26 protein-coding genes and 1 pseudogene are annotated in these 26746 nt (G+C 65.3%); 11 read left to right on the forward strand and 16 right to left on the reverse strand.

The window, feature by feature from the left end; translation table 11 throughout:
- Positions 1-196: 196 nt before the first annotated feature.
- Positions 197-487 (reverse strand): hypothetical protein, encoded by a 291-nt coding sequence (locus A5753_RS15690; protein WP_067129768.1) that lies wholly within the window; start codon positions 485-487, stop codon positions 197-199.
- Positions 488-581: 94 nt separating this feature from the next.
- Here A5753_RS15690 and A5753_RS15695 point away from each other — a divergent pair, with 94 nt between their 5' ends.
- Complete coding sequence (locus tag A5753_RS15695) at positions 582-950, forward strand: hypothetical protein (protein WP_067129770.1); 369 nt, start codon at positions 582-584, stop codon at positions 948-950.
- Here A5753_RS15695 and A5753_RS15700 read toward each other — a convergent pair.
- The 6 genes and pseudogenes from A5753_RS15700 to A5753_RS15720 all read right to left on the reverse strand — a co-directional run bounded on the left by A5753_RS15700 (position 947) and on the right by A5753_RS15720 (position 5628).
- Positions 947-2206: a cytochrome P450 gene (locus A5753_RS15700; RefSeq protein WP_067129772.1), complete on the reverse strand. Its 1260-nt coding sequence runs from the start codon at positions 2204-2206 to the stop codon at positions 947-949. The genes A5753_RS15695 and A5753_RS15700 overlap by 4 nt on opposite strands.
- Before the next feature lie 35 nt (positions 2207-2241).
- Positions 2242-2353 (reverse strand): annotated as a pseudogene (locus tag A5753_RS24385) (haloalkane dehalogenase); the annotation flags it as partial.
- A gap of 75 nt (positions 2354-2428) precedes the next feature.
- Positions 2429-2914 carry an NUDIX domain-containing protein gene (locus A5753_RS15705; protein WP_067129774.1) on the reverse strand — a complete coding sequence of 162 codons (486 nt, stop codon included), beginning with the start codon at positions 2912-2914 and terminating at the stop codon, positions 2429-2431.
- A gap of 6 nt (positions 2915-2920) precedes the next feature.
- A complete protein-coding gene (locus A5753_RS15710; RefSeq protein ID WP_067129778.1) occupies positions 2921-4276 on the reverse strand; it encodes a wax ester/triacylglycerol synthase family O-acyltransferase in 1356 nt (451 codons plus the stop codon).
- 63 nt (positions 4277-4339) lie between these two features.
- A complete protein-coding gene (locus tag A5753_RS15715) occupies positions 4340-4723 on the reverse strand; it encodes a DUF1330 domain-containing protein (protein WP_067129780.1) in 384 nt (127 codons plus the stop codon).
- A gap of 47 nt (positions 4724-4770) precedes the next feature.
- Positions 4771-5628 (reverse strand): SDR family oxidoreductase, encoded by an 858-nt coding sequence (locus tag A5753_RS15720; protein ID WP_067129783.1) that lies wholly within the window; start codon positions 5626-5628, stop codon positions 4771-4773.
- Positions 5629-5734: 106 nt separating this feature from the next.
- On the opposite strand from A5753_RS15720, the gene A5753_RS15725 reads away from it, so the two are divergent.
- Genes A5753_RS15725 through A5753_RS15740 form a run of 4 tightly spaced genes read left to right on the forward strand, consistent with a single transcriptional unit; the run spans position 5735 to position 8398 of the window.
- Positions 5735-6820, forward strand: a complete 1086-nt coding sequence (locus A5753_RS15725) for a dihydrodipicolinate reductase (protein ID WP_067129790.1) — start codon at positions 5735-5737, stop codon at positions 6818-6820.
- The gene (locus A5753_RS15730) at positions 6817-7023 is read left to right on the forward strand and encodes a lactoylglutathione lyase (RefSeq protein WP_067129793.1); all 207 of its coding nucleotides are present in this window, start codon (positions 6817-6819) and stop codon (positions 7021-7023) included. The genes A5753_RS15725 and A5753_RS15730 overlap by 4 nt, the downstream gene beginning before the upstream one ends.
- Positions 7020-7793 carry an SDR family NAD(P)-dependent oxidoreductase gene (locus A5753_RS15735; RefSeq protein ID WP_067129796.1) on the forward strand — a complete coding sequence of 258 codons (774 nt, stop codon included), beginning with the start codon at positions 7020-7022 and terminating at the stop codon, positions 7791-7793. The genes A5753_RS15730 and A5753_RS15735 overlap by 4 nt, the downstream gene beginning before the upstream one ends.
- Positions 7790-8398: a TetR/AcrR family transcriptional regulator gene (locus tag A5753_RS15740; RefSeq protein WP_067129799.1), complete on the forward strand. Its 609-nt coding sequence runs from the start codon at positions 7790-7792 to the stop codon at positions 8396-8398. Before A5753_RS15735 ends, A5753_RS15740 begins: the two co-directional genes overlap by 4 nt.
- 6 nt (positions 8399-8404) lie before the next feature.
- Here the strand turns inward: A5753_RS15740 and A5753_RS15745 are convergent, their stop codons facing one another.
- The gene (locus A5753_RS15745) at positions 8405-9394 is read right to left on the reverse strand and encodes a D-2-hydroxyacid dehydrogenase family protein (RefSeq protein WP_067129801.1); all 990 of its coding nucleotides are present in this window, start codon (positions 9392-9394) and stop codon (positions 8405-8407) included.
- Positions 9395-9522: 128 nt separating this feature from the next.
- On the opposite strand from A5753_RS15745, the gene A5753_RS15750 reads away from it, so the two are divergent.
- Positions 9523-9945: a hypothetical protein gene (locus A5753_RS15750; RefSeq protein WP_156656126.1), complete on the forward strand. Its 423-nt coding sequence runs from the start codon at positions 9523-9525 to the stop codon at positions 9943-9945.
- 54 nt (positions 9946-9999) lie between these two features.
- On the opposite strand, the gene A5753_RS15755 is transcribed toward A5753_RS15750, so the two are convergent.
- Positions 10000-11415: a short-chain fatty acyl-CoA regulator family protein gene (locus A5753_RS15755; RefSeq protein ID WP_067129807.1), complete on the reverse strand. Its 1416-nt coding sequence runs from the start codon at positions 11413-11415 to the stop codon at positions 10000-10002.
- A gap of 118 nt (positions 11416-11533) precedes the next feature.
- On the opposite strand from A5753_RS15755, the gene prpD reads away from it, so the two are divergent.
- From prpD to A5753_RS15775, 4 genes are read left to right on the forward strand one after another with little or no spacing between them, the layout of a single operon-like run.
- Positions 11534-13033, forward strand: coding sequence for a 2-methylcitrate dehydratase PrpD (prpD, locus tag A5753_RS15760; protein ID WP_067129810.1), 1500 nt, complete (start codon positions 11534-11536; stop codon positions 13031-13033).
- The gene (gene prpB, locus A5753_RS15765; protein ID WP_067129813.1) at positions 13033-13947 is read left to right on the forward strand and encodes a methylisocitrate lyase; all 915 of its coding nucleotides are present in this window, start codon (positions 13033-13035) and stop codon (positions 13945-13947) included. Before prpD ends, prpB begins: the two co-directional genes overlap by 1 nt.
- Positions 13944-15071 carry a bifunctional 2-methylcitrate synthase/citrate synthase gene (locus A5753_RS15770; protein WP_067129816.1) on the forward strand — a complete coding sequence of 376 codons (1128 nt, stop codon included), beginning with the start codon at positions 13944-13946 and terminating at the stop codon, positions 15069-15071. Before prpB ends, A5753_RS15770 begins: the two co-directional genes overlap by 4 nt.
- A gap of 5 nt (positions 15072-15076) precedes the next feature.
- On the forward strand, positions 15077-18460 hold the full coding sequence (locus A5753_RS15775; RefSeq protein WP_067129819.1) for a pyruvate carboxylase: 3384 nt from the start codon (positions 15077-15079) through the stop codon (positions 18458-18460).
- A gap of 14 nt (positions 18461-18474) precedes the next feature.
- On the opposite strand, the gene A5753_RS15780 is transcribed toward A5753_RS15775, so the two are convergent.
- Genes A5753_RS15780 through A5753_RS15790 form a run of 3 tightly spaced genes read right to left on the reverse strand, consistent with a single transcriptional unit; the run spans position 18475 to position 21947 of the window.
- Entirely contained in the window at positions 18475-19386 is a 912-nt protein-coding gene (locus tag A5753_RS15780) for a CoA ester lyase (RefSeq protein ID WP_067130159.1), read from the reverse strand.
- Between the two features lie 19 nt (positions 19387-19405).
- Positions 19406-20590: a CaiB/BaiF CoA-transferase family protein gene (locus A5753_RS15785; protein ID WP_067129822.1), complete on the reverse strand. Its 1185-nt coding sequence runs from the start codon at positions 20588-20590 to the stop codon at positions 19406-19408.
- Positions 20583-21947, reverse strand: coding sequence for an LLM class flavin-dependent oxidoreductase (locus A5753_RS15790; RefSeq protein ID WP_067129825.1), 1365 nt, complete (start codon positions 21945-21947; stop codon positions 20583-20585). Before A5753_RS15790 ends, A5753_RS15785 begins: the two co-directional genes overlap by 8 nt.
- Positions 21948-22007: 60 nt before the next feature.
- Here A5753_RS15790 and A5753_RS15795 point away from each other — a divergent pair, with 60 nt between their 5' ends.
- Positions 22008-22658 (forward strand): GntR family transcriptional regulator, encoded by a 651-nt coding sequence (locus A5753_RS15795; RefSeq protein WP_067129828.1) that lies wholly within the window; start codon positions 22008-22010, stop codon positions 22656-22658.
- A 22-nt stretch (positions 22659-22680) separates the two neighbouring features.
- Here the strand turns inward: A5753_RS15795 and A5753_RS15800 are convergent, their stop codons facing one another.
- The 4 genes from A5753_RS15800 to A5753_RS15815 are packed head-to-tail and all read right to left on the reverse strand — an operon-like array spanning position 22681 to position 26665.
- Positions 22681-23652 carry an LLM class flavin-dependent oxidoreductase gene (locus tag A5753_RS15800; RefSeq protein WP_067129831.1) on the reverse strand — a complete coding sequence of 324 codons (972 nt, stop codon included), beginning with the start codon at positions 23650-23652 and terminating at the stop codon, positions 22681-22683.
- An 11-nt stretch (positions 23653-23663) separates the two neighbouring features.
- On the reverse strand, positions 23664-24143 hold the full coding sequence (locus A5753_RS15805) for a VOC family protein (protein ID WP_067129834.1): 480 nt from the start codon (positions 24141-24143) through the stop codon (positions 23664-23666).
- Positions 24140-25378 carry an MBL fold metallo-hydrolase gene (locus A5753_RS15810; RefSeq protein WP_067129837.1) on the reverse strand — a complete coding sequence of 413 codons (1239 nt, stop codon included), beginning with the start codon at positions 25376-25378 and terminating at the stop codon, positions 24140-24142. The genes A5753_RS15805 and A5753_RS15810 overlap by 4 nt, the downstream gene beginning before the upstream one ends.
- Positions 25379-25393: 15 nt before the next feature.
- The gene (locus A5753_RS15815; protein WP_067129840.1) at positions 25394-26665 is read right to left on the reverse strand and encodes a sulfotransferase; all 1272 of its coding nucleotides are present in this window, start codon (positions 26663-26665) and stop codon (positions 25394-25396) included.
- Positions 26666-26746: the final 81 nt, after the last annotated feature.

Consider the following 26746-nt stretch of genomic DNA (forward strand, 5'->3'; position numbering starts at 1 on the left):
CCACGATGCGCCCATCAATCGCATTACGCTGACCGGCCAACTCCGCCAACTCCTCGAACAACACCTCCAGGCGCTCACCAGGGCTCACCACCACGGGAAGCGATGCGGTCAACGACATAACCTGATCATCGCAGCGGAGTACGACAAAACTACGCCGTGACGATTGCTAACCCCGAATGATGAGACAGCGATCCACTCAGCCGTCGATGTGCGTCGGCGGGTCGGCGAAGCTGAGATCCGCCGGATGCTGATCGGGACCCATCAGATCGCAGTGATTCTCGGGCACGAGGTAAGAACTGGCGCCATGGGGAACGAATTGGGTGACTGCCACACAGCGTTGCCATGTGCCGTCCGGCTGGACGGGTCCGTCGCACTTGCTGAGGACGGGCCCCCCGTACACACAACCGGCGCTTGCCGGCGGCGCTGCGGCGACCAGCTCCGCGGCCATCAGTAGGCCGGCTAATCCTGAAACGATGTGGCGCTTCATGGTTGCCTCCCGTCAACGACGCTACCGCTTACGCGACTGCGAACATACGGTTTGGCCGCGTTTGATCGGCATCCGAAGAGGGCACGCGGCAACCATGTCAGTCACAGCCTTTCAAGACCTGCCGCTGGCCGATCGCGACCGCAAGTGGGACGGGGACGCGGCCGAAAAGCGGGTGCGTAACTGGGCCGACGCGCAGGATGGCCCCAACCAGAAATACCGCGACGCGCACGTCTGGTACGACGGCGACAAGAAGGACAACTTCACGGCTTACAAGCTGCTGATCGCCGACGTCATCGACGGCGACCTGAAGGCCGTGCCACGCGGTGTGATGGCGGCTGGCGCGATCATGGACGGGGCGCGCGGCGGTATCGACGTGCCCAAGTCCGATGTCGATCGGATCAAGAGCCACTTGGCGAAGTACTACCGAAAGATGGATGAAAGCCCGCCGTGGGAACGGGATTAGACCCTGACCATGAGCTGCGATAGGCCGCGCAGCGTGACATTGGGTTTGTACTGAGGCTCACCGTCCAATCGGGCGTTCGGGAAACGCGCCGTCACCGCCGACAGGGCCACCCCGGCTTCAATCCGGGCCAGTGGCGCACCCAGGCAGTAATGCGCGCCGCGACCAAATCCTAAGTGCCGCGGCGCCTTCCGATCCGGGTCGAAGACGTCGGGGCGGTCATATTCGGCGGGATCCCGCTGGGCGGCGGCCGTCAGCAACATCATGATGTCGCCCGCCGGTACCTCGATGCCGCCAATCGTCATGTCGTCGCCGGCGGTTCGGGCGATCATCTGCACCGGCGGGTCATAGCGCAACGTTTCCTCGATGACCGCGGGGGCACGGTTGGCGTCGGCGCCCAGCGCGGTCCACTGCGACGGTTGGCGCAGCATCGCCAGGACCGCGTTGCCGATCAGGTTCACCGTGGTTTCGTGGCCGGCGACCAGCAACAAAACGCACGTGGAAACGATCTCCTCCGCAGTCAGATGGTCGCCCGACTCTTCCACGGCGATCAGTCCGGACATCAGGTCGTCGCCGGGCTGCGAGCGTCGCCGGTCGATCAGTCCGTGCAGGTAGGCGCGCAACCACGTGCCGGCGGCCATCCGCTCTTTCAGGTTGTCCGACGGCGTACCGGTGAAGGCGACGAACGGGTCCAGTGATTGCGCCAGCAGCGCGGATACCCGGCTGAATTGCGGTTCGTCCGCGATGGGCACGCCGAGCAGCCGGCAGATGACCGCCACCGGCAGTGGATAGGCGAGGTCTTCGACGACTTCGAACCGCCCCGTTTCGGCGATCCGGTCGAGCAACCCGTCTATCAGCGCGGTGATGTCGGCCTGCAGCGCATTCACCACCTTGGGCGCGAACGCCTTGCTGACCAGTTTGCGCAGCCGGGTGTGGTCCGGCGGGTCCAGAAACAGGAACCCCGGCGGGGCCGGGGCCGGCGCCTCGGCACCGGCCTCGATGAGCTGGCGGGTCTGTTCCTCGATCTGCGCGCGGGCGGCCGTCGACTTGGACCGGTCGTTGCTCGACGACGGGTGGCGTAGGGCGCCGTCACAGTCACGGTAGGTCGAGAACACCGCGAGGTTGCCCTCCGGCAGGGCGAACAACCCGCACTCACGAAACTGCGCGAACAGCGGGTAGGGGTCGGCACGGACCGCCGGGTCCAATAGACGTACCAACAATTCGTCGGGTTTCGTGGTCTCGGCAGGCGCTGTCGTCATCCTGACATTGTGCCCGCGTCCCGGCAGCGCCCTATTCAGCGGCGCAAGAACTCCACGATGTGGCCGGCCAGTTCCGCTCCGGCGTCCTCCTGCACGAAATGCCCGGGCGTCGTTGATCACTGGGTGGTCGATCCCCTGGGCGACACGTCGCAATACAGTGGCGGGCAAGGGAAATCGGGGACACCGCCAAACCGGTCGTCCGGTGTTCGCAGCGTTCGCACGTCACGTCCCTTCGGATAGTCCGGCCAGGCCCGGATCCGCCATCAAGCGATCGAGAAAGCCGTGCTGACCTTTGAGCAATTTGATCCGCGCGGTCGCCACCGCGAACCAGCCCACGCGATCGACCTCCAGAAACTTCCGCAGCCTCCCCGATCCTTTTGGCCACTCCAATTCGAAGGTGTTGCTGCGCGTGTCGGTGATGTCGAGGTCGCTGTGGACGGCGTAGACGGTCACAACCTTGCCGCCGGATTGCTTGAGCTGACCGAGGTCGATGCGGGGCCCCGCCGGGACCGGCAACCCCAGCTCCTCGGAGAACTCACGCTGCGCGGCCGCCCAGGGATCCTCCCCGTCGGTGTACTCGCCTTTCGGGATCGACCACGCGCCGTCATCTTTACGCGCCCAGAATGGCCCGCCCGGATGCGCGACCAAGACCTCGACGACACTGTCGCAGGTCCGGTACAACATCACACCCGCGCTCAGTTTGGCCATCGAGTCCTATGCTCCCACAGCGAGTTCCAGATCTTTGAGCGAGGACTCCAAGTGCGCGAGCAGCCGTTGCAGGTGGGGCACGCTGCGCCGGCATCCGACCAGACCGAAGTCCAGATTGCCGGCGTTGCTGGCCAGGGTGATGTTCAGCGCTTGACCATCCAGCGCTATCGACAACGGGTAGTTGCCGTCGAGCCGGGCACCACCGTAGTAGATCGGCTGCGTCGGGCCCGGCACGTTCGAGATGATGATGTTGAACGGCGGTGATGTCGAAGACACCCAGCCCGGGACCGCCGCCAGCGCCAACGCTGACGTATTGACGGCCGACAGCGCCAGTGCCTGGAACCGCGGCAACTGGGAGAACACCTTCTTGTTGCTGCGCATCGAGTCGCTGATGGTCAGCAGACGCTGCGCGGGATCATCGGCGTCGGTCGCCAGGTTGCACAGAATGGCTCCGACCAGGTTGCCCCCGGCGTCGGCCTCTTCCTCGGTGCGCAGGCTTACCGGGACCATCGCGATCAGCGGGTTGTCCGGCAGCGCGTCCTGCTCGAGCAGGTAGTAGCGCAGGGCGCCCGAGCACATTGCCAAGACGACGTCGTTCACCGTGACCCCCGCCGCCCTCTTCACGTTCTTGATGCGGTCCAGTGACCAGGACTGCGCAGCGCACCGGCGGGCGCCGCCGATCTTGACGTTCAACATTGTCTTCGGTGCCCCGAAAGGCAACGTCAGTTGCTGCTCGAACAGCGCCGCACGCGCCAGTCCAATCGTTGAGGGAGCCAGTGCCGCAAGGGATCCCGCTGCGCGGGCCAATGAGGTCAATGGAGACGTTGGACTGGACTTACGCTTGGGTCTACGCAGCGTCCACGGGGCGCGAATCTCGGGGTCCTCGGGGTCGGTGGTCAATGCGCGCTGCATCAGCTTCTGCGCGGAGACACCGTCGATCAATGCGTGGTGCACTTTGGTGTAGATAGCGAACCGGCCGTCTTTCAGACCTTCGACGATGTGCGTCTCCCACAGCGGGCGGTGACGGTCCAGCAGGGTGCTGTGCCACCGCGAGGTGAGCTCGAGCAGCTCGCGGACCCGCTTCGGCGACGGCAGCGCCGAGCGCCGGACGTGGTAGTTGATGTCGACCTCGTCGTCGTACGACCAGCCCAGGTTAGCGATTCCGCCGACAAAGCTCGCGGGATGCTTGCGGAACGTGGGCTGGAAATCCAGCTGAGCGGCAAGGCTCTTGTAGAGCTCACCAGCGAAGCCGCGGCCGGCGCCCGGCGGGGCCTCGAACAACTGCAAGCCTCCGACGTGCATGGGATGTTCGCGAGATTCTCCCAGGAGAAAGATCGCGTCGGTGGGCTTTATCAGTTCCATCCACCTATTAGACCCACTTCGGACTGATCCGGAAAGCTATCGCGCAATTGGACCGCCGTCAGATCATTGGGTCACGACCGACCATGTTGAGGTCGCGATCAGATCTCCGCGGTCCAGCCCGGCGGCGCGGTGCTGGTGCACCTTGGCGTACTCCTGGGTCGTCACCATGTCGATGAAGGCCTGCGGGGTTGGGTACTCGACGATGAGAATCGCATCCCACCAGGGCTGTTCGCCATCGCCGATCACCACCGACGGCGCTCCCCCGGCATAGCGCAGGGTGGCGCCCACGCGTTGCAGATGTGGAACCACTTCTTGGCCGTATTGCACGTAGCTCTGAAGGCCGCCCTCGGGCTTGAATTTCAACAGGTTGACCATTACCACCGGCGCATCAGCCGGTCGCGCCGCGAGCGCGGCGAATTGCTCGGGCGTCGGCTCCAAGCCACTCATGTGAATCTCCTTGCGCTGGTTTGTTTCTAAACATTTGCAGGGCGTAGTTACAGCAGATCCGTGATGGTCTTCAAGCCCGCTTCATAGAGCACGCCGGGCAGCATCCCTCCGTCGCATTCAATGGTGGTGCCGTTGACGAAGTCGGCCTGTCCGCCGGCGAGAAAAACGCACACCCGCCCGATTTCGGCGGGCTCGCCGGCGCGGCGCAACGGGACAGCGGCGAAATACTTTGCGCCATCGGGGTCGTCCTTGGGTAGCACGAATGATCGGAAGTTCTCCGTCATCGTCGGCCCGAGGGCGATGCAGTTGACCCGCACCGTGGGTCCCCACTCTTCGGCCAGCGAGCGGGTGAGGTGGTTGAGACCGCTTTTGGCCGCACCGTAGGAGACCAGGGTTGGTGATCCCGCCGGATGTCCGGCGCCGCTGGAGATGTTGATGATGCAGCCGACGCCTTGCTGGGTTTGCATCTGCCGATAGGCACGGATCGCGAACCACAGCGGGCTGATGAGGTTCATCTGCACGGCGAACGCATGAAATAGGGCCGTGCGCGCGTATTCGTCGTCGTCGGCGGGCGCGCCCTGAATGCGTTGCACCAGTTCGGGAATGCGCTCCGCATGCGGCGCCGGAACGGTCCCTCCGGCATTGTTCACCAGAATGTCGACCCGACCGTGGGTGGCCACGACGTCGGCGACGAACGCGTCGATCGAGCGATAGTCACCCTGATCGCACACCTTCTGACACGCGCGGTCCGCCCAGTCCGGTTCGATGCCGGGAATGGTGTCGAGCGGTGACCGCGAGCAGCCGATCACGGTCGCACCGGCGCGCAGCAGTTCATGGGCGATGCCCACGCCCACGCCGCGGCTGGTGCCGGTGACGATCGCGATCTTGCCGTCGAGGACGCTCATCAACACACCCTCTCACAAACCGTCCATTGTTGACAGTCACTGTCACCAAGTCATAGCCTGCCATTCCATTCGCCGTATAAACCGCGCACCGTCCGGGAGGTCGATGATGGGTAGCCCAGCCAAACTCCGTGTCATCCAGTGGGCCACCGGGGGCGTGGGGAAGGCGGCGATCGGGTGCATCATCAATCACCCACAGTTGGAGCTGGTGGGGTGTTGGGTGCACAGCGCGGACAAGAACGGTGTCGACGTCGGTCGGATCATCGGTACAGACGAACTCGGCGTCACCGCCACCACCAGCATCGACGAGATACTGGCGCTGGACGCCGACTGCGTCATGTACAGCCCGCTGATACCGAACGACGACGAAGTGATCGCCATCCTGCGCTCGGGCAAGAACGTGGTCACACCCGTTGGCTGGGTCTATCCCGATCCGAATAACAAGCGTCACCGGGCCGTCGCCGAGGCCGCGACGGAAAACGGTGTGACGCTGCATGGTTCGGGCATCCACCCCGGCGGTATCACCGAGCGGTTCCCGCTCATGGTGTCCTCGCTGTCGTCGGCGATCACGCACGTTCGTGCCGAAGAGTTCTCCGACATCCGCACCTATAACGCACCGGACGTGGTACGCCACATCATGGGATTCGGCGGTACCCCCGAGGAAGCCACTGAAGGGCCCATGGCCGGCCTGCTCGAAGCGGGCTTCAAGCAGTCGGTGCGAATGATCGCCGAGCACATGGGGTTTCGCATCGATCCCAACATCAGAACCATTCAGGACGTCGCCGTCGCGACCGCCGACATCGACTACGACCCCTTCCCGATCACGACCGGCACCGTGGCCGCACGCCAGTTCCGCTGGCAGGCGCTCGTGGATGGCGAGCCGGTCATCACCGCGGCGGTCAACTGGCTGATGGGTGAGGAGAATCTGGATCCGGCCTGGAATTTCGGCGGGCGGGGCGAGCGCTTCGAGGTGGAGATCACCGGCGACCCCGACGTAAGCCTCACCTTCAAGGGTCTGCAGCCGGAGACGATCGCGGAAGGCTTGCTGAAGAATCCGGGCGTCGTGGTCACAGCCAACCATTGCATCAACGCGATTCCCGACGTCTGTGCCGCCCAGCCGGGTATCAAGACCTATCTCGACTTGCCGTTGTTCGCCGGGCGTCCGGCTCCCGGACTCGCCGCGAGGATGCCATGACGGACAAGAGTGTGCTCGACAACCGTGTCATCGGCGCCGGCTACACCCCCGTCCAGGATCCCTTCGAAATCGGCAGCGTTCGAATGTTTTTCGTCAGCGACCCGGACGGGACGCCGGCCGAGTTCATCGAACTGCCCGACGGGGTGCGGAGCACCTACGAACTGCATCGGGGCGGGCGGCTGCGGACGGGACCGGCCAGATGAGCTACAGCCACCCTGATTCGATGCGCGGCCACGTCGCGATCGTCACGGGTGCCGCCCAAGGCGTCGGAAAGGGAGTAGCCACCGCGCTGCTCGAACGCGGCGCGCAGGTGCTGGTGGTCGACATCCAGGAAGAGGTTTTGGACAGCACCACCACCGAACTCAAGGCGATCGGACGGGTGGAACAGTTCGTCGCCGATCTGCGTGACCCGGACAGCGCCCAGCTGATCGCGGCCGCGGCGGTCAGCGCCTTCGGCACGGTGCACGGCCTGGTCAACAACGCCATCGCCACCAACGAGCCCAAGGCGTTCGTGGACATCACCACCGAAGACCTGGCCCTCGGCTATGACGTCGGCCCCCGCGCGACGTTTCTGCTGATGCAGGCCGTGCACCCATTGATGGTCGAGGCCGGCGGCGGGTCCATCGTGAACCTCGGTTCGGGGACGGGCACCGGCGGCGAGCCTAAGTGGGGCGGCTACGCCGCCGCCAAGGAAGGCATCCGCGGGCTGTCGAAGGTGGCCGCACTGGAATGGGGGCGCGACAACATTCGCGTCAATGTCATCTGCCCCTTCGCCGAATCAGACGGCGTGAAGTTCTGGAAATCGTTCGCGCCCAAGGAGTACGACAAGGCCGTGGGGCGGGTTCCGATGAAGCGCATAGGAGACGTCCGCACCGACGTGGGCGCGCTGGTGGCGTTCCTACTCGGCGATGACGCCACCTTCATCACCGGACAGACCATTCACGTCGATGGCGGAATCGGCTGCTTCCGATGACCTTTCCCAGCAGACCGGTCTCGCTCCGCGACCGGCAGCGCGCACAGATCCGGGCCGAAATCCGGCGCGCGGCGTTTCGCTTGTTCGTCGAGCGCGGGTACGACGCGGTGACCACCGAGGAAATTGCCACGGCCGCAGGCGTTTCCCCACGCACGTTCTTCCGGCATGTTCCAGCGAAGGAAGAGCTTCTCCTTGCGCCCGTGCGGTACGGCGGCGCCGCGATCGTCAATCTCCTCGAGAGACGGCCCGCCGCCGAGTCACCCGACGTCGCCCTGGTCAACGCCATCATCACGCGGACCCGCTCCTTCGAGCCGACCGACACCGAAGAATGGCGCGGGGCCCTGCTGGTCGTCCCCGACCTACTCGACAAGGTCACCGTCCACCGGCCGGCGGATAAGGAGCGAGCGACCAAGCTCATCGCCGAACGGATGGGCGCCGAACCCGAGGCCGATATCCGTCCGGGTCTGCTGGTTCAACTCGCCTTCGCGGCCGCTGATTTCGCCTTCCAGCAATGGGTGCGACAGTCCGGGAAACCACGGCCACTGGATCGTTACGTCACCGAAGCGCTGGAAGCGGTCAAAAGTCCGCACTGGAAGCGAAGGTGAATTCGCTCAGCGCCGCGGCACCACTTCGGGATTGGCGATCCGGATGGGCGTCCCGTCCAGCCAGGCCACCACTGATTCCACCGTGTCCAAATAAAAGGCACCCAGCATTTCGCGCGTGACGTACCCCAGATGGGGAGACAGCGTCACGTTCGGAAGCAACCGCAGCCGATGGTCTTTCGGCAGCGGCTCGGTGTCGTAGACGTCCAGCCCGGCGCCGGCGATGCGCCCGGCTTCCAGCGCGTCCAGCAGGGACGCCTCGTCGACGATCGGGCCCCGGGAGGTGTTGATCAAGTAGGCGCTGGGCTTCATCGAAGCCAGCTCGGCTTCGCCGACCAGTCCTACGGTGCGTTCCGACAGCACCAGGTGAATCGAGACCACATCCGAGGATTCGAACAGCGTGGCTTTATCGACCTGGCGCGCGCCAACGCTCGAGGCGGCGTCCTCGGTGAGATTCTGGCTCCACGCAATGACGTCCATGCCAAAAACCCTGGCGTATTCGGCCATGCGCCTACCGACTCTGCCCAGACCGAGCAGCCCCAGGGTCTTGCCGGCCAGGGTCATACCCGCGCTGGCCTGCCACCCGCCGGCACGCATGTTGCGATGCTCGTCGGCGAGATTGCGCACCGTCGCAATCATCAGTCCCCACGCCAATTCCGGCGTGGCGTCGCGCATGGACCTGAATCGGGGATGGGCAAAATCCGAATGCGCCACCAGAATCGAGTGCTCGCTGGCCGCGGCCATGTCCAGGTTCGGCAGACTCCTGCCGACGATCGTGATCAGCTTCAAGTCCGGCAGCTGCTCGATCAAGGTCCGCGGAAACGCCATGCGCTCTCGCAGGGTGCACACCACGTCGAACGGCCGCAACGCATCCGCGGCCTCGTCCTCGGCAAGGTGGCGGTCGAAAACGGTTACCTCGGCCCGCTTTTGCACCGGTGACCAGTCGGCAACCTGCAAGGCCACGCCGGCGTAGTCATCGAGTATCGCTACCCTGGGCATGCGGTCACCCCGATCCCGTGCATGGCTCACTGGAACATTACGTCGCGGGCGCCGTCAAGACCGCGACCGGCGGCCGAATGTGGGCAGATCCGTGGACATCGCCCGAGCACCCACCGCATACTCATCGGGTGGGGCGTCGTCTCGCTGTGTTTCTGCTCGGGTCGGCATGGATGGTCAGCGGCGCGCTCATGGCGTTCAACCCGCCGCCGCACGACATCCGCAGAGCAGCGGCCCTGCCGTTCATCGGCTGGATCACGATGGCTCTCGGGATTTACATCGCCATCAAAGTGCTTTACACGGCCGACGCCGCGCACGCCGGCAAGCCGCCCCGACACGCCAACGGGAAGGAGGCCGGTGCCCGCGAGTCCGTCAAGCTGGTGGTCGGCATGGTCTTTCTTCCCGCGTGCGGCGCCTTCGCCGTCTGGGATGGCGCTCACCGGGGATCGCTATCGCTCGTCGGCATGGGAACCGCCTGCCTGGCCCTGGGGCTGCTGGCGACACCGTTCGCATTTCAAAAAGTGCGATGGATGTTGGGTAGGGGTCGCCGCTAGGCCGATGCCGCCCTACGGGATGTTGCCGCACAGCGCGAGGCCGGCCGGGCCTGCTCAGGCCGTAATCACCGGCGGATACGGCAGATCCGTGCTGCTGTGCGGGTCGACACGCACCGGGCGACCGAGGTAGGGGAACGCGCGTTGCGGACAAGCGGGCCGGTCGCATATCTTGCAGCCCGCGCCGATCGGCACAATCGACTCGACGTTGGTCGGATCGATCCCGACGGAGTAGATGAGTTTCTCGGCATGGGCGACGTCGCAGCCCAGTCCGATGGCGAAGGTCTTGTCCGGACCGAGATAACGGCTCGGCTCGCTAGTCGTGGTTCTGGCGATCCAGAAGTAGGTGCGCTCGTCGGGCATCCGCGCGACCTGCGTCAGGAACTGTCCGGGCCGGGAAAAGGCGTGGTGGACCACCCACAGCGGACAGTTCCCGCCGACACGGGAAAAGTGAAATGCCGTGGCGGACTGACGTTTCGAGATGTTCCCCGCGCTGTCGGTGCGGACAAAGATGAACGGCACACCGCGGGCGCTGGGGCGTTGCAGGGTGGACAGCCGGTGACAGACGGTTTCGAACCCTACCTCGAATCGCCTTGCCAGCTGGTCGATGTCATAGCGGACACGCCCGGCGGTATCGAGAAATCTCAGGTAGGGCAACAGTAGTGCACCGGCGAAATAGTTGGCCAGACCGATGCGGGCCACGCCGCGTGCATCGTCACTGAGCTGATCGTCGCCGGCGATGATGCCGGTGATCAACCTGTCCTGGGTGAGCAAGGCGGTCTGGGTGGCGAGTTGAAAGGCGCGCTGGCCGGGGTGCAGCCACCGGGCCAAATACAAGGTCTTCGATTCGGGCGCATACAGACGCTTGGAGTTGGGATCCAACGTTTGGCCGTCGTCGATTACCACCGTTACGCCCAGCTTGGCGGCGAGTAACTCCGCGAGCTGACCGTCGAGACCGCCGATGCGCAAACGGTTCTCGTCGAATAGGTTTTCGGCCGCGACGTCCAGTTCTCCGATGTAGTTCTTGCGGTCGTAGAAAAAGTCTCGGACCTCTTCGAAAGGCATTGGCTGTTGCGACGGCGTCGAGGTGTCGACATTGGCGTGACTGTGCAGGGCTTCGAGGTCGGCGGTGGTGTCGTGCAACCGGCGGTGCAGATTGACCAACGTCTGACCCACCGACGGCATGCGGGCGACCAGCTCCTCGACTTGCGCGGGCGTGGCAGACGTATCGGCCAGAACTTCGCGCAGGTCCGAGACCAAGCGAGCGTCCGACTCCGGCGCAAAATAATGCGTGGGCAAGTCGAACCGATCCGTGAGGGTGAGCAGCACCGGGACGGTGATCGGACGCTGATCGTTTTCCAGTTGATTGACGTAGCTGGTCGATAAGCCCAAGACGCGCGCCAGCGCCACCTGGGTCAGCCCCTTTTCCTCGCGCAAACGCCGTAACCGTGCGCCGGCGAACGTCTTCGCCACCCGTCACACAGTACGCCTCGCCCTTACGCAAGATTCGCAAAATCTCGCGGCCAAGAACGCATGATTACGCTTTTACAGGCCATTTACCCCCGCTGCCACTCTGCGTACTGTGCGAGTTATGCGGATCCACGACGTTCGAACCCGACGCAGCGCCGATGACTTCCCCCGCGAGGAGCACCTGGCCTGGAAGATCGCCGAGGTCGCAGCGGACCCAGTCGCCGTGCTCGCGGACACCGAGGCGATGGTGATCAACCGCGTCATCGACAACGCCGCGGTCTCGGCCGCGTCGGTCACCCGTCGTCCGGTCGCCGCCGCCCGCGCTCAGGCGCGGGCGCACCCGTCCAAGGGCGCCAAGGTTTTCGGGATCCAGGGCGACTACTCACCGGAGTGGGCGGCCTGGGCCAACGGCGTCGCCGTGCGCGAACTTGACTTTCACGACACCTTCCTGGCCGCCGAATACTCCCACCCGGGTGACAACATCCCCCCGCTGGTCGCCGTGGCCCAGCACCTCGGGATCAGCGGGGCCGACCTGATCCGCGGCATCGCCACCGGCTACGAGGTCCACATCGATCTGGCCAAAGGAATCTGCTTGCACGAGCACAAGGTTGACCATGTCGCGCATTTGGGCCCGTCGGTGGCCGCCGGCCTGGGCACCATGTTGCATCTCGACAAGGAGACCATCTACCAGGCCATCGGTCAGGCGCTGCACTTGACCACCTCCACCCGACAGTCTCGCAAGGGCCTGATCTCCAGCTGGAAGGCGTACGCGCCCGCCTGGGCCGGCAAAGTCGCTATTGAAGCTGTTGACCGCGCCATGCGCGGTGAGGGCGCACCCGCCCCCATCTGGGAGGGAGAGGACGGCGTAATCGCCTGGCTGCTCTCGGGACCCGACCACACCTACCAGGTGCCGCTGCCCGAGCCCGGTGAGCCCAAGCGCGCGATCCTGGACAGTTACACCAAGGAGCATTCCGCCGAATACCAGAGTCAGGCGCTGATCGACCTCGCCCGCCGGATGCGCGAGAGTATCGGCGATCTGGAGCAGGTCGCGACGATCGTGCTGCACACCAGCCATCACACCCACTACGTGATCGGCACTGGAGCGGGCGACCCGCAGAAGTTCGACCCGGATGCCTCTCGCGAGACGCTGGACCATTCCGTGATGTACATCTTCGCGGTCGCGCTGCAGGACCAAACCTGGCATCACGAAAGGTCTTACGCGCCGGAGCGGGCCCACCGGCCCGACACCATCGAGCTGTGGCGCAAGATCTCGACGGTCGAAGATCCCGAATGGACCCGGCGCTACCACGCCGCGGACCCCGCGTCGAAGGCGTTCGGCGCCCGTGCCGAAGTCACCCTGAAGAACGGTGAGGTCATCGTTGACGAGATCGCGGTCGCCGACGCGCACCCGCTGGGGGCCCGGCCGTTCAAGCGCAAGCAGTACATCGGAAAGTTCACCGAACTGGCCCAGGGTGTGGTCAGCGACACCGAGCAGCGGCGGTTCCTCTCAGCGGCCGAGGCCCTTCCGGACCTGCAGGCGGGCGCTCTGGGTGCGCTCAACATCACGGTCGATCCGCTGGTGCTCGACAATGCGCCCACTGTTGCCTCGGGGATCTTCTGATGAGTGGATTGATCGGCAGCTCCGTGCCGGCGGCAACCAAGCGGGACCAATTTCGCGCCTCGTTGAAAAGTGGTCGCTTGCAACGATTTCCGGGCGCCTTCTCGCCACTGGTGGCCAAGCTGGTCGCCGAGCTCGGGTTCGACGGCGTGTACGTGTCCGGGGCGGTGCTGTCGGCCGACCTCGGCCTGCCCGACATCGGCCTGACCACCCTGACCGAAGTCAGCGCGCGCGGAGCACAGATCGCCTCGGTCACCGACCTGCCCACCCTGATCGATGCCGACACCGGCTTCGGGGAACCGATGAGCGCGGCGCGCACCGTGACCGTGCTGGAGGATGCCGGGCTGGCCGGCTGCCATTTGGAGGACCAGCAAAACCCCAAGCGGTGCGGGCATCTCGACGGAAAGGCCGTCGTGCCTGCCGGCGAGATGATCAAACGCCTGCGCGCTGCCGTGGCCGCCCGGCGGGACCCAAATTTCATCATCTGCGCTCGCACCGACGCCGCCGCGATCGAGGGGATCCCCGCCGCGATCGACCGTGCGAAGGCCTACGCCGAGGCGGGCGCCGACCTGATCTTCACCGAAGCCCTGCACACACCAAGCGAATTCGAGCGGTTCCGGGCCGCCGTGGACACACCGTTGCTGGCCAACATGACCGAGTTCGGTAAGTCGGAGCTCTTGAGCGCCCGGCAGCTGTCCGACATCGGCTACAACGTGGTGATCTACCCGGTGACCACGCTGCGGTTGGCCATGCACGCCGTCGAGGCCGGCCTACGTGAAATCGCGGACGCGGGAACGCAAGCCGGGCTCTTAGACCGCATGCAACTCCGCAACCGGCTTTACGAGCTGCTGCGCTACGCCGATTACAGCCAATTCGATTCCGACATCTACAACTTCGCGCAAGGAGTCGTGCAATGAGCACCGTCGAAGACAACCAGCCCCGCATCTACAAGGGCCTGGCCGGTGTCGTCGTCGACACCACCGCCATCTCCAAGGTCGTTCCGGAAACCAACTCCCTCACCTACCGTGGGTACGCGGTGCAGGACCTGGCGGCGAAGTGCAGCTTCGAACAGGTTGCCTACTTGCTGTGGCACGGCGAGCTTCCCGACGACCAACAGCTTGCGCTGTTCTCCCAGCGGGAACGCGCGTCCCGCCGACTGAACCGATCCCAGCTGTCGTTGTTGGCCAAGTTGCCCGAGACCTGCCACCCGATGGACGTGGTGCGCACCTTCATCAGTTCGATGGGGGCCGAGGATCCGGACGAGGACGACAGCAGTCCGGCGGCCAACTATGCCAAGGCGATGCGAATGTTCGCGCTGTTGCCCACCATCGTCGCCGCCGACATGCGCCGCCGGCGCGGCCTGGACCCCATCGCCCCGCACAGCCACATGAACTATGCGCAGAACTTCCTGCACATGTGCTTCGGCGATGTGCCCGAGCAGGTGGTGATGGACGCCTTCGAGCAGTCGATGATCCTCTACGCCGAGCACAGCTTCAACGCATCGACCTTCGCCGCCCGGGTGGTTACCTCCACCCAATCCGACATCTACAGTTCGGTCACCGCCGCTATCGGCGCGCTCAAGGGCCCGCTGCACGGCGGCGCCAACGAGGCCGTCATGCACGACATGCTCGAGATCGGCACCGCGGACAAGGCCGCAGAATGGCTGCGGGGCAAGCTGGATCGCAAAGACAAGATCATGGGCTTCGGCCACCGGGTGTACAAGAACGGTGACTCGCGGGTGCCGACCATGAAGGAGGCCCTCAAACGGGTCGCCGCCGCGCGCGACGGCCAGAAGTGGCTCGACATCTACGAAGTTCTGGAGATGGGGATGGCCAAGGGCAACGGCATCAAACCCAACTTGGACTTCCCGACCGGACCGGCCTATTACCTGATGGGCTTTGACATCGGCATCTTCACGCCGATCTTCGTGATGAGCCGGATCACCGGGTGGACGGCGCACGTCATGGAGCAGACCGCGTCCAACGCGCTGATCCGTCCGCTGAGCGAGTATGTCGGACCTCCGCAACGCGCTCTATCGTAAACACCGTGTTTGCGAAAGTACTTGTCGCCAATCGCGGCGAGATTGCGATCCGCGCGTTCCGCGCCGCCTATGAGCTGGAGATCGGCACGGTCGCGGTCTACCCATACGAGGACCGCAATTCCGTGCATCGGCTGAAGGCCGACGAGTCCTACCAGATCGGTGAGGAGGGCCACCCGGTCCGCGCTTACCTGTCGGTCGACGACATCGTCGCGACGGCACAGGCGTGCGGAGCGGACGCGATCTACCCCGGCTATGGCTTCTTGTCGGAGAATCCCGACCTGGCGGCGGCGTGCGCGGCGGCGGACATCACCTTCGTCGGCCCGAGTGCAGAAGTGCTCGAGCTCACGGGCAACAAGTCGCGGGCGATCGCGGCGGCGCGGGAGGCGGGTCTTCCGGTGCTGGCTTCCTCGGCGCCCTCGACGTCCGTGGATGAACTGCTGGCGGCCGCCGAGTCGATGACGTTTCCACTGTTTGTCAAGGCGGTCGCCGGCGGCGGCGGACGCGGGATGCGCCGGGTGGCCGAGGCCGCGTCGCTGCCGGAGGCGATCGAGGCGGCCAGCCGTGAGGCCGAGTCCGCGTTCGGGGATGCCTCGGTGTTTCTCGAGCAGGCGGTGATCAACCCGCGTCACATCGAGGTGCAGATCCTGGCCGACACACAGGGCAACGTCATGCACCTCTACGAGCGGGACTGCAGCGTGCAGCGCCGCCACCAGAAGGTCATCGAGATCGCCCCCGCTCTCGGCCTTGATCCTGAACTGCGCCAACAGATCTGCGCGGACGCGGTGGCATTCGCGCGAAGCATCGGCTATACCTGTGCGGGCACCGTGGAATTCCTGCTCGATGAGCGCGGCAATCATGTGTTCATCGAGATGAATCCCCGCATCCAGGTGGAACACACGGTGACCGAGGAGATCACCGATGTCGACCTGGTGTCGGCACAGCTGCGGATCGCCGGGGGGCAGAGCCTGGAAGACATTGGCCTGAGCCAGGATTCGGTGGTTCCGCATGGCGCGGCGTTGCAGTGCCGGATCACCACCGAAGATCCGGCGAACGGTTTCCGTCCGGACACCGGCCGGATCACCGCCTACCGAACACCCGGCGGCGCGGGAATCCGGTTGGACGGCGGCACGACGCTGGGCGCCGACATCAGCGCCCACTTCGACTCGATGCTGATCAAGCTGACCTGCCGGGGCCGCGACTTCGCGACCGCGGTGCGCCGGGCCCGACGCGCCGTCGCGGAGTTCCGGATCCGCGGCGTCTCGACGAATATCCCATTCCTGCAAGCGGTCCTGGACGATCCGGATTTTCAGGCCGGCCGTATCACGACGTCGTTCATCGAGGAGCGCCCGAAGCTGCTCACCGCGCGCAGCTCCGCTGACCGCGGCACCAAAATTCTCAACTACCTGGCCGACGTGACCGTCAACAAGCCGCACGGTGAGCGTCCGTCGGCGGTCTACCCGCACGACAAGCTGCCCGACATCGATCTGTCGGCGGATCCCCCGGCCGGTTCCAAGCAGCGGCTGGCCGAGCTCGGGCCGGAGCGCTTTGCGGCGTGGTTACGCGAGTCGCGCGGCGTCGGCGTCACCGATACCACGTTCCGCGACGCGCACCAATCCCTGCTCGCCACGCGGGTCCGCACCAGCGGCCTGATCAAGGTGGCGCCCTACATCGCGCGGACCACACCGCAACTGTTGTCGATCGAATGCTGGGGCGGGGCGACTTACGATGTGGCGCTGCGGTTTCTGAAGGAGGATCCGTGGGAGCGGCTGGCAACGCTGCGCGAGGCGTTGCCCAACATCTGCCTGCAGATGCTGCTGCGCGGGCGCAACACCGTCGGATACACGCCCTATCCGGAGACCGTCACCACGGCGTTCGTCGAGGAAGCGACGGCGACCGGCATCGATATCTTCCGGATCTTCGATGCGTTGAACAACGTCGACTCGATGCGACCGGCCATCGACGCCGTGCGGGAAACCGGGGCGGCGGTGGCCGAGGTGGCGATGTCCTACACCGGCGATCTCAGTGATCCGGCCGAAAAGCTGTACACGCTCGACTATTACCTGAAGCTGGCCGAACAGATCGTCGACGCGGGTGCCCATGTGCTGGCGATCAAGGACATGGCCGGGCTGCTGCGTGCGCCGGCGGCGGCGACGCTGGTCTCGGCGCTCAAGTCCCGATTCGACCTGCCGGTGCACGTGCATACCCACGACACCCCGGGTGGCCAGCTGGCGAGCTACGTGGCGGCCTGGCACGCCGGGGCCGACGCCGTCGACGGTGCCGCTGCCCCCCTCGCGGGAACCACCAGCCAGCCCGCGCTGTCGTCGATCGTGGCCGCCGCAGCGAACACGACCTACGACACCGGGTTATCGCTGCCGGCCGTCTGCGATCTGGAGCCATATTGGGAGGCGCTGCGAAAGGTGTACGCGCCGTTTGAATCCGGGCTTCCCGCCCCGACAGGACGGGTGTATAACCACGAGATTCCGGGCGGCCAGCTGTCGAACCTGCGCCAGCAAGCCATCGCGCTGGGACTCGGTGACAGGTTCGAGGACATCGAAAACGCCTACGCCGGAGCCGATGCGATCCTCGGCCACCTGGTCAAGGTCACCCCGTCCAGCAAGGTGGTCGGTGACCTGGCGCTGGCGTTGGTCGGCGCTGGCGTCAGCGCCCAAGACTTCGCCGACGACCCCGCTCGGTATGACATCCCGGATTCGGTGATCGGCTTCCTGCGCGGAGAACTCGGTGACCCACCGGGCGGTTGGCCCGAGCCGTTGCGCACCAAGGCATTGGAGGGGCGCGGCCCGGCGAAGCCGGAGCAGGCGCTGTCCGCCGACGACGAGAAGGCGTTGGCCGCCCCGGGCGTCGAGCGGCAGGCGGCGCTGAACCGGCTGCTGTTCCCCGGGCCCACCAAGGAACTCGAGGACCATCGCGAACAGTACGGGGACACCTCTCGGCTGAGCGCCAACCAGTTCTTCTACGGATTGCGCCACGGGGATGAACACCGCGTCGAGCTGGAGCGCGGTGTGGAGCTGTTGATCGGCTTGGAGGCCGTCTCGGATGCCGACGAACGCGGCATGCGCACCGTGATGTGTATCCTCAACGGTCAGCTACGGCCCGTCGTGGTGCGGGATCGCAGCATCGCCTCGGACGTGCCCGCCGCCGAGAAGGCCGATCGCGCCAACCCGGATCAGATCGCCGCGCCCTTTGCCGGCGTCGTGACGGTGACCGCCGACGTCGGCGAGGAAGTCGAAGCCGGCCAGACGATCGCGACGATCGAAGCGATGAAGATGGCGGCGGCCGTCACCACCCCGAAGGCCGGAAAGGTCGCCCGAATCGCGGTCGCGCAGACCGCACAGGTGGAGGGCGGCGACCTCTTGGTGGTGATCGACTAGCGGTGATCGACTAGCTAACGGCTGCCGTTGATCAGGGCCGCGCGCGCCAGGGTCTGCTCGGCCTGCTTCACGTAGGCGGCGTCGACCAGGACACCGTTCACGCCCACCGCGCCGCGGCCCTTGGCCTCGGCCTCGCGGTAGGCGGCGACATTGGCTTGGGCCCTGGCGATTTCGTCGGCGGTCGGAGCGTAGACCTCGTTGGCGACGGGCACCTGATCGGGGTGGATGGCCCACTTGCCGGTGTAGCCGAGTAACGATGCGCGCCGCGCGTCGCGCTCGTAGCCCACCAGATCCCGGTAGTCGGGATACGGCGCGTCGATCGCGTCGATGCCCGCGATGCGCGCCGCCACGATCACCTTGTTGCGCGCGTAAGCCCAGAATTCGCCGGGGTATTCACCGAGCGGCACGAAGTTGGTGTCCACCCGGGCCCCCTGGGACAGCGAGAAATCGCCAACGCCGAATATCAGGGCGTCCAGGCGAGGGCTGGCCACCGCGATCTCTTCGGCATTGGCCAGGCCTTCCACTTCCTCGATGAGCACTTCGAGCCGAATGCGATTGCCCAAGCCAAGTTTCGATTCCAGCTGGGTGAGCAGCACATCCACCCACCACACGTCGCGAGCGCGGCGGGCCTTCGGGATGATGATCGTGTCAAGATTGTGGCCTGCCTTGGTCACCACGCCGACGACGTCGTCGTGACACCACTGGGTGTCCAGGCCGTTGATCCGGATGGCGCGGGCGGTGCGGCCCCAGTCGATGTCGTTGAGCGCGGCGATCGCCTTGGCGCGCGACTCTTCCTTATACGCCGGGGGCACCGCGTCCTCGAGGTCGAGGAACACCAGGTCGGCGCCGCACTGGGCGCCCTTGTCGAACATGTTGTCGTTGCTCGCGGGCACCGCGAGTTCGGAACGACGGAGCAGATCGGTCACTAGCGAGTTTTCTTTCTTCTCACAGCACGCCGCGGGCGCGCAGGTCGTCAATGTCGTTGGGAGTCAAACCGAGTAGCTCACCGTAGACTTCGGCATTGTGTTCGCCCAGGCGAGGTCCGAGATGGCCGACCGCGCCGGACGCCGATGAGAAACGCGGGACCGGAGCCTGCACCGTCATCGCCCCGAGCTCTGCATCGTCGACGGAGATGAACACCTCACGATGCGCCAACTGCTCGTCGGCGACCAGGTCTTTGATGTCGTAGACCGGGGCCGCGGCCACCTCATGGGAGTCGAAGACCTCCATCGTCTCCGAAAGTGTCTTCGTGGCAACCCAATCGGCCACCACGGCGTCGACCTCGCGGGCCCGCGCCAGCCGCCGCTGCGGGTCTGAGAAGTCGGGGTCCGTCACCAGATCGTCTCGCCCTATCGCTCGGAACACGCGCAGCGCCAGGGTCGGTGAGCTTCCCGACATGGCCAGCCACCGCCCGTCGGCCGTTTGATACGTGTTGCGCGGCGCCGAAATATCCCACCGGTTGCCGGACCGCTCCGGCACCAACCCCAGCTGGTCATAACCCAGCAGCGTCTGCTCCAGCAGCCGGGCGAGCGGGTCGATCAGGTTGACGTCGATCAGTTGCCCCGTCCCGCCGTGCACGTCGCGGTGATACAGCGCCATCATCACTGCGTAGGCGGCATTCAATGAGGCGACCCCGTCGGCCAACATGAAGGGCGGCAGGGTGGGTGGACCGCCGGCCTGGCCAGTGATGTGCGCGAATCCGCTCATCGCCTCCCCCAGCGTGCCGAACCCCGGGCGCTCGCTCTTGGGCCCGGTCAAGCCGTAGCCGGTGATGTGCAGCATCACGATCCGGTTGTTGACCGCGCGCAGGCTCTCGTAGTCCAGGCGCCACTTGCGCAAGGTCTGGGGACGGGTGTTGAAGATGGCGACGTCGGCATGTTCCACCAGGCGGCGCACCAGCGCCTGGCCTTCGGCGCAGCGCAAATCGAGAGTGATCGAACGCTTGTTGCGGGACAACGACTTCCACATCAGCCCGACGCCGTCGCGCTGGTTGCCCCAGCCACGGATCGGGTCTCCATTCCGGGGTTCTTCGACCTTGACCACGTCGGCACCGAACTCGCCCAGATAGGTGGCCACCAGCGGCGCGGCGGCCAGGGTGGCGAGGTCGAGTACGCGCAGCCCGTCAAGCATTGGCACCGGCGGCAGCTCGCGTGTTCGAAGGACGTTGCAACCCAAGGTGTCCCCGCAGCGTCGACGATTCGTATTCGGTGCGGAACAGTCCCCGGCGCTGCAGCTCCGGAACCACCATCCGCACGACGTCCTCGAACGCTCCGGGCAGATGCGTTGCCGCCAAGACGAATCCGTCGCAGGCACCGGTTTCGAACCAGTCCGCCATCTGGTCGGCCACCTGTTGACCCGTGCCGACGAAACGCGGTCCCTGCAGCAAGGTGGCGCGATGATTGGCAAGGTCACGCAGCGTGACCGTGTCACCGCCGATGTGGGTACGCAGGTTCTGCATCAGCCCGCGGATGCCGGAGACCGAGGCGAGCAGTTCGTCGGTAACAGCATCGTCGAGATCATGTTGCGCGAAGTCGTAATTCATCAACTCCGACAAGAGCGTCAGGGATGCCATGGGATGAACCAGGTCATCGAGGAACATGGCTTCGCGCTCCTTGGCGTGGGCTTCCGATTCGCCGACGACAGCGTAGGCCATGGGGCAGATACGGACATCCGCGGGATCGCGGCCGGCGTCGGCGATGCGATCCTTCTGATCCGCGTAGTGGCTGCGCGCGACGTCGATGCCCGGATCGCCGGTGAAAATCAATTCGGCCCACCGCGAAGCGAATTCGCGTCCACGGCCCGACGATCCGGCCTGGATGATGACCGGCCGGCCCTGCGGGGTGCGCGGCACCGTCAACGGACCGCGCGCGGAGAAGAACTGGCCGACGTGGCCAAGCTCGTGCACCTTCGCGGGATTCGCGTAGTGCCCGGACGCCCGGTCGTGCAGGATGGCGTCGTCCTCCCAGGTGTCCCACAGCCCGGTGACGACGTCCATGAATTCGTCAGCGCGGTCGTAGCGTTCGTCGTGGCCGAGGTGGGCGTCGACGCCGAAGTTCTGTGCCTCACTGTCGTTGACCGAGGTGACCACGTTCCAGGCGGCGCGGCCGCCCGAAAGGTGATCCAGTGAGGCGAAGGTCCTTGCGACGTGGAACGGCTGGTAATACGTCGTCGAGTAGGTGGCGCCTAGCCCGATCTTCGAGGTGGCTTGCGCGAGCACCCCGAGGATCACGCTGAGGTCCAGCTTGACCGCCCGGGCTCCGTAATGGACGGCTTCGTCGACCGAGCCACCGTAGACCCCCGGCATCGCCAGGCGATCGTCGAAAAACATCAGGTCGAAGCAGCCCTCTTCGAGCTGACGGCCGATTTTGGCGTAGTAAGAAGCGTCCAAGTACCCGTGTTCGGTTGCGGGGTGCCGCCATGAGCCTGCGTAGACGGATGTGCTGCCGGCCTGCATGAAGGCCACGAGGGTCATTTTGTCGGTGCGCATTTTTGAAATGTAACATCTGATATTTCAGATTTCAAACGCTACGTTTGGTATTCTGCCCAGGTGGCAGGCATCGACATCTCCGGAACCGTCCGCGAACGCGCCGCACGCGAGTTACGCGACCGTATTCTCACCGGCGCCCTGCCCGCGGGATCCCGGGTCGACCTCGACGCCATCACCGAGGAATTCGCGACCAGCCGCACACCGGTGCGAGAGGCGCTGCTGGAGCTGTCCTTCGAGGGGCTGGTCCAAGTCGCCCCCCGCAGCGGTGTCACGGTGCTCGGCATCAGCCCCGACGACGTGCTGGACAGCTTCACCATTCTCGGTGTGCTGACCGGGCAGGCCGCGGCGTGGGCCGCCGAGCGGATCGAGCCGCAGGAGCTCGAGACGCTGCGTGAACTCGCCGCCGACGTCGTCGCGCGATCCGGCGACGACAGCATTGGGGAGGCCAACTGGCATTTCCACCAGATGATCCACCGTGCCGCGCACTCGTCCCGGCTGTTGAATCAGATCAAGCAGGCCGCCCGGGTGGTGCCGAGTAATTTCCTCACCTTGTTCCCCGAGCACGAGAAGCACTCACTCGACGAACACCAAGAGTTGCTCGACGCGCTCGGTGACAACGACGTCGAACGCGCCCGCGTGATCGCCGAACGACACGTGCTGGACGCCGGCCGCTCGCTGGCCGAGTGGCTCGAGCAGCGCCGCGACGGCTGACTGCTCCACGCATTTCGACATCTCAGGTCAGCGCGGGCAGCACCTTGTCGGTGAGCAATTGGACCGACTTCCACGCCTCGTCGACCGGCATGCCACCGACCAGGGGGTGCATGACGAGCGGGCCGTAATTCTCCGCGTCGCGCACCTCCGCGATCAGCTGGTCGGGAGTCAGGAAGCGGTATCGTCCCGATGCCCGGACCTGTTCCAGAGTCTGCACACCCGGCAGGTGCATGAGTGAACGCTGATCGGTCGACCATTGGCCGTAAGTGACTGCCTCCCAAAGGATATGCTCGCCCAGCTCCGCCCACGCCCTGTCCGGATCCTCGTGCAGGTAGATCATTCCGTAGTTGACCGGGCCCGGCATGAGGATGAACGGCGACGTGCCGGCCTCAGCGCACAGCTCACTGTAGTAGTCGGCGATGTCGGGCAGGTGATCCGCCAAACTGAGCGGCAGCCGGAATCGGGCCGCGCGACGCGCCGTGGCGCGCGCGCCGCCACCGACGTACAGCGGTGGATGCGGCCGCGTCCAGGTGCCGGTGCAGATGCCGTTTTCTGGATCGTCGCCGGACCAGACGGTGAGCATGCGTTCGAGCAAACTGTCCATCAGCGCACCGCGCCGGCCGAAATCGACTCCAAGACCGTCATACTCGACGGCGCGATACCCGAGTCCCACCGTGGTGTGCAGGCGGCCGCGGCTCATGTTGTCGACGAGTGCGATGTCTTCGGCGAGCCGCACCGGGTTCCACAGCGGCCCCAGCGCGCAATCGACGCTGGCGATCAACTTCGAGGTCCGCGCCAAAAACATCGCCGCGGCCATGATCGGATTGCAGCTCCACCCGTGCCCGGTCGCATGATGCTCGTCGACGCTGATCGAGGTGACGCCGCGGGACTCTACCCATTCCCCGAGTTCGAGCGCCGCGGACAAAAGCTTGCCCTGCGTGCGTGGTTCACCGTGCGGGGAGGCGAAGTTGAAGCGCAGCACCGTCAACAGCATGTCCGGTCTCGCTACGCTTCTGGTCCGGCCGCCGCCTGCAGGAAGGCCGGAAAGTCCGGGAACAGGGCGCGGTCGACGATCTCGATGCGGGTGCCCGCCGCGTCGAGGTAGTAGGCGAAGAGCGCTAAATCCGGTGGAGCGGTGTCGGCAGTCGCCTCAAAGGTGAAGCCGTTGTGCTCCAGCATCTTTGCGCTCTCGGCCAAGTTGTCGGTCCAGTAGCCGAGGTGATGGATCGCGTTGCCGGGTGCCGCCGTCCACGCCGTGCCAGGCACCTCCCTGATCAGTTCGACGTGCGGAGCCTGCAGCGAATAGACGAAAGTCGAAGTCACCTCTTGAGTTCCGGCGGTCGTACGAAACGGCAAGGTGTAGCTGACCGGGCTGATCCAGCGGTAGCCGGCCAGCGCGCTCATACGGGCCATCGCAGCGTCGAGGTCTGCCACGATGATGCCGGTGTGATAGAAGTCCTCGGGCCGTAGTGCGAATTCCGTCATGCGTTCCTCGCTATCTGGTTGCGAAGCCATGCACTCTCCCAGAAGTTGGTGCTGCCGGCGAGAAGTTTTTCATGGGCCTCCCGCAGCACGTCACGGGCCCCGGGGTGCTCCGCGGGGACAAGCTGCGCAAGGTGGATGGCCTGCAACGCCCGATCGGCGGCCAGGTGGGCCCTGGCTCGATCCACCAGCGCATCAGCCCCGGCCAGCTCGACGATGTCTGCGGCGACGGAGTCGAATCCCACCGGGTATAGCTCGGTGGTCGATTCGTGGTGGAACCAGCCCGAGTAGTTCTCCCAAATGGCCCGCACGTCCCAGGCCACTTTGCCGTAGCCTTGGCCGACTTCGCATTCCGCGGGTAGCGAGATCTCCCGCATCAGGGTGCGGACGTCTTTGCCGGCGTTCATCCCCGCCACGGTCTCATCGTGAATGTATTGAATCGCGTCGCGCAGCCGAGTCAGCTCAACGTTGATCCGCTCGGCGCCCCTGACCGGCTCGAAGTGACCGGTTACCAGCACCTCAGCGTGCAGATCGCGGACCCTGTCCACCGATGCGATGGCCGTCAACGCGTCCCGATAGCGGTCACCGCGCATGGTGACGAGATTGGGAACGTGGCCAATCAGTGGCCCAAACATGTTTCCACACAGACAGATACGTTCGTCCGGCAACCAAACCACCAGGGAGTCGGTGGTCTCGCCGCCGGGCACGGCGATCAATTCCATGCGCCGGCCGCCGGCCTCCAAGCAGAGGGTGTCCTCGAAATCGATGTCGACGACGGGCACGCTCTGACCGGCCAGCCGTGAGGTGCCCAGGCGCCGCTGGATGGCTTGGATACCGCCGGCCAGGGTGTCTTTGAAGGCGAACGCGCTGCGGTTGGCCCGGTACGGCATCAACCGCTCGTTGTCGTCCCGCCATGTTTTCCAATTTTCCTGCGCCACAACGGTTGTCTCGGGATCGCGCACGCTGTTCAGGCCACCGACGTGATCCACATGGCCCTGCGTGAAGATGATGTAGAGCACGGGCGAGGAGTCCACGGCGTCGAAGTTGGCGCGATGCACCGGTCCCTCGAACCCCATGCCGGTGTTGACGATCACCCGGCCCTCGGTGGTCGTGAGCAGATACGAGTTGGACAAGCCTGGCGAACACCAAAGTCCGGGTGCGATCTGTTCGGCCTTCTCGGCCGAAGCCGGGCGCATCGCGTCGGCGCCCGGCCTGCTCCGATGGACAGGTTCTGACATCGCTGGCGGCTCCTTTTATTCGGGACGGACGTCGAACTTGTCGAAGTAGAAGCCGAAGCGGCCGCGGATTTCCTCGGCGGTGGCACCGAAATGCCGCTCCAGTTCATAACGGATGCGGCCGTGTTTGCCGCGCGGATTGCCGTCCAGGTACCGCTGAAAGCCTTGTAACACCGTGGGCGGTAAGTCGACGCCCGCACACCGGTAAAGCCTCTCGAGCAGCGGAATTTCGTTGCCGTTCAGCTGATGGAAGTTGATGTCGATGCTGCGTTCGGATGCCACCAGGTCGCGGTCGCGTACACATGCGCTGAGCAGTCGGTGCACGCGGTCGCTCCAATACTCTAGCAGCCACCGCGGATCAATGCTGTTCCGGCGCAACCGATCCGAGTACGCCATCATGGTGATCGCCGACTGGATCACCGAAACGGGGTCGCGGTGGGTGAACGCCACCGTCGCATCGGGGAATGTCGCGATCAGCGGACCCAGCTGCTCGCAGTGCTGCGGACTCTTGAGCACCCATGTCCGGGGGCCGCGCAGGAAGGTCAGCGCCTGCAGCACCCTTTTCATGTACGCATAGTGCCGAGTTTGATCGAGACTCAGATAGAAATCCCGCCAGTCTGGCACGCGCGCATGCCATTCCAGCACGTATGAGGCCAGATCGAGGTCAAGAAGCTCCACCTCCTCCTCGATCGCCTCGGGGAACCGGTCATGCATGGCGGCCACCACCGGCGCGCTCGCCATCAACGCATCGTGTTCTGACTTGGCACGCGCGTAGCGGGGATCGATGCCGAAGATGTCCGGGCCCTGCCCGCGGGCGGGGATGGGATCCTGGCTCTCCCAATACGGTAGGGCCCGTCGGCGCGGGTCGGCAGCGATGAGATTCACCAGATGCGTGGTGCCCGAACGCGGCATCCCGACGACGATGAACGGCCTTTCGATCGGAATGGATTCGATCTCGGGATACCGGTGGATGAGCTCGGTAAATGACAACCGGTTGCGCAGCAGGCGCACGATGCGTTGGCGCAGCGAACCGCGGGTGAGCCGGCGCAGGCCTTCGTCGGCGTCGATCGCCGCGACGTGCGCCCGCAGCCGGTCAGCGAAGCCGTCGGTGTCGCCGAGGTCGGCGGCTGCGGCTGTCAGGCCAGCCTGCTCGATGGCCTCAGCGAGCATCCGGTCGATGTCGAGGTCGACGGGCTGGGCTTCGGTGAATTCCAGGATCTGGCGCTGGACGTCGGTCAGCCGGGGCGCGGTCAAGTCGTCGAAGTCGATGTCGTCCACCACAGAACCCACCGGAACCCCTCTTCGACGCGCCAGGTCGTATGACACAGACGCTAGACGCGACGGAGATGCATCGTGAATCGGCCTCGCCGG

This window comes from Mycobacterium sp. 852002-51971_SCH5477799-a, assembly GCF_001667145.1.
In the GTDB taxonomy this organism is placed as follows: domain Bacteria; phylum Actinomycetota; class Actinomycetes; order Mycobacteriales; family Mycobacteriaceae; genus Mycobacterium.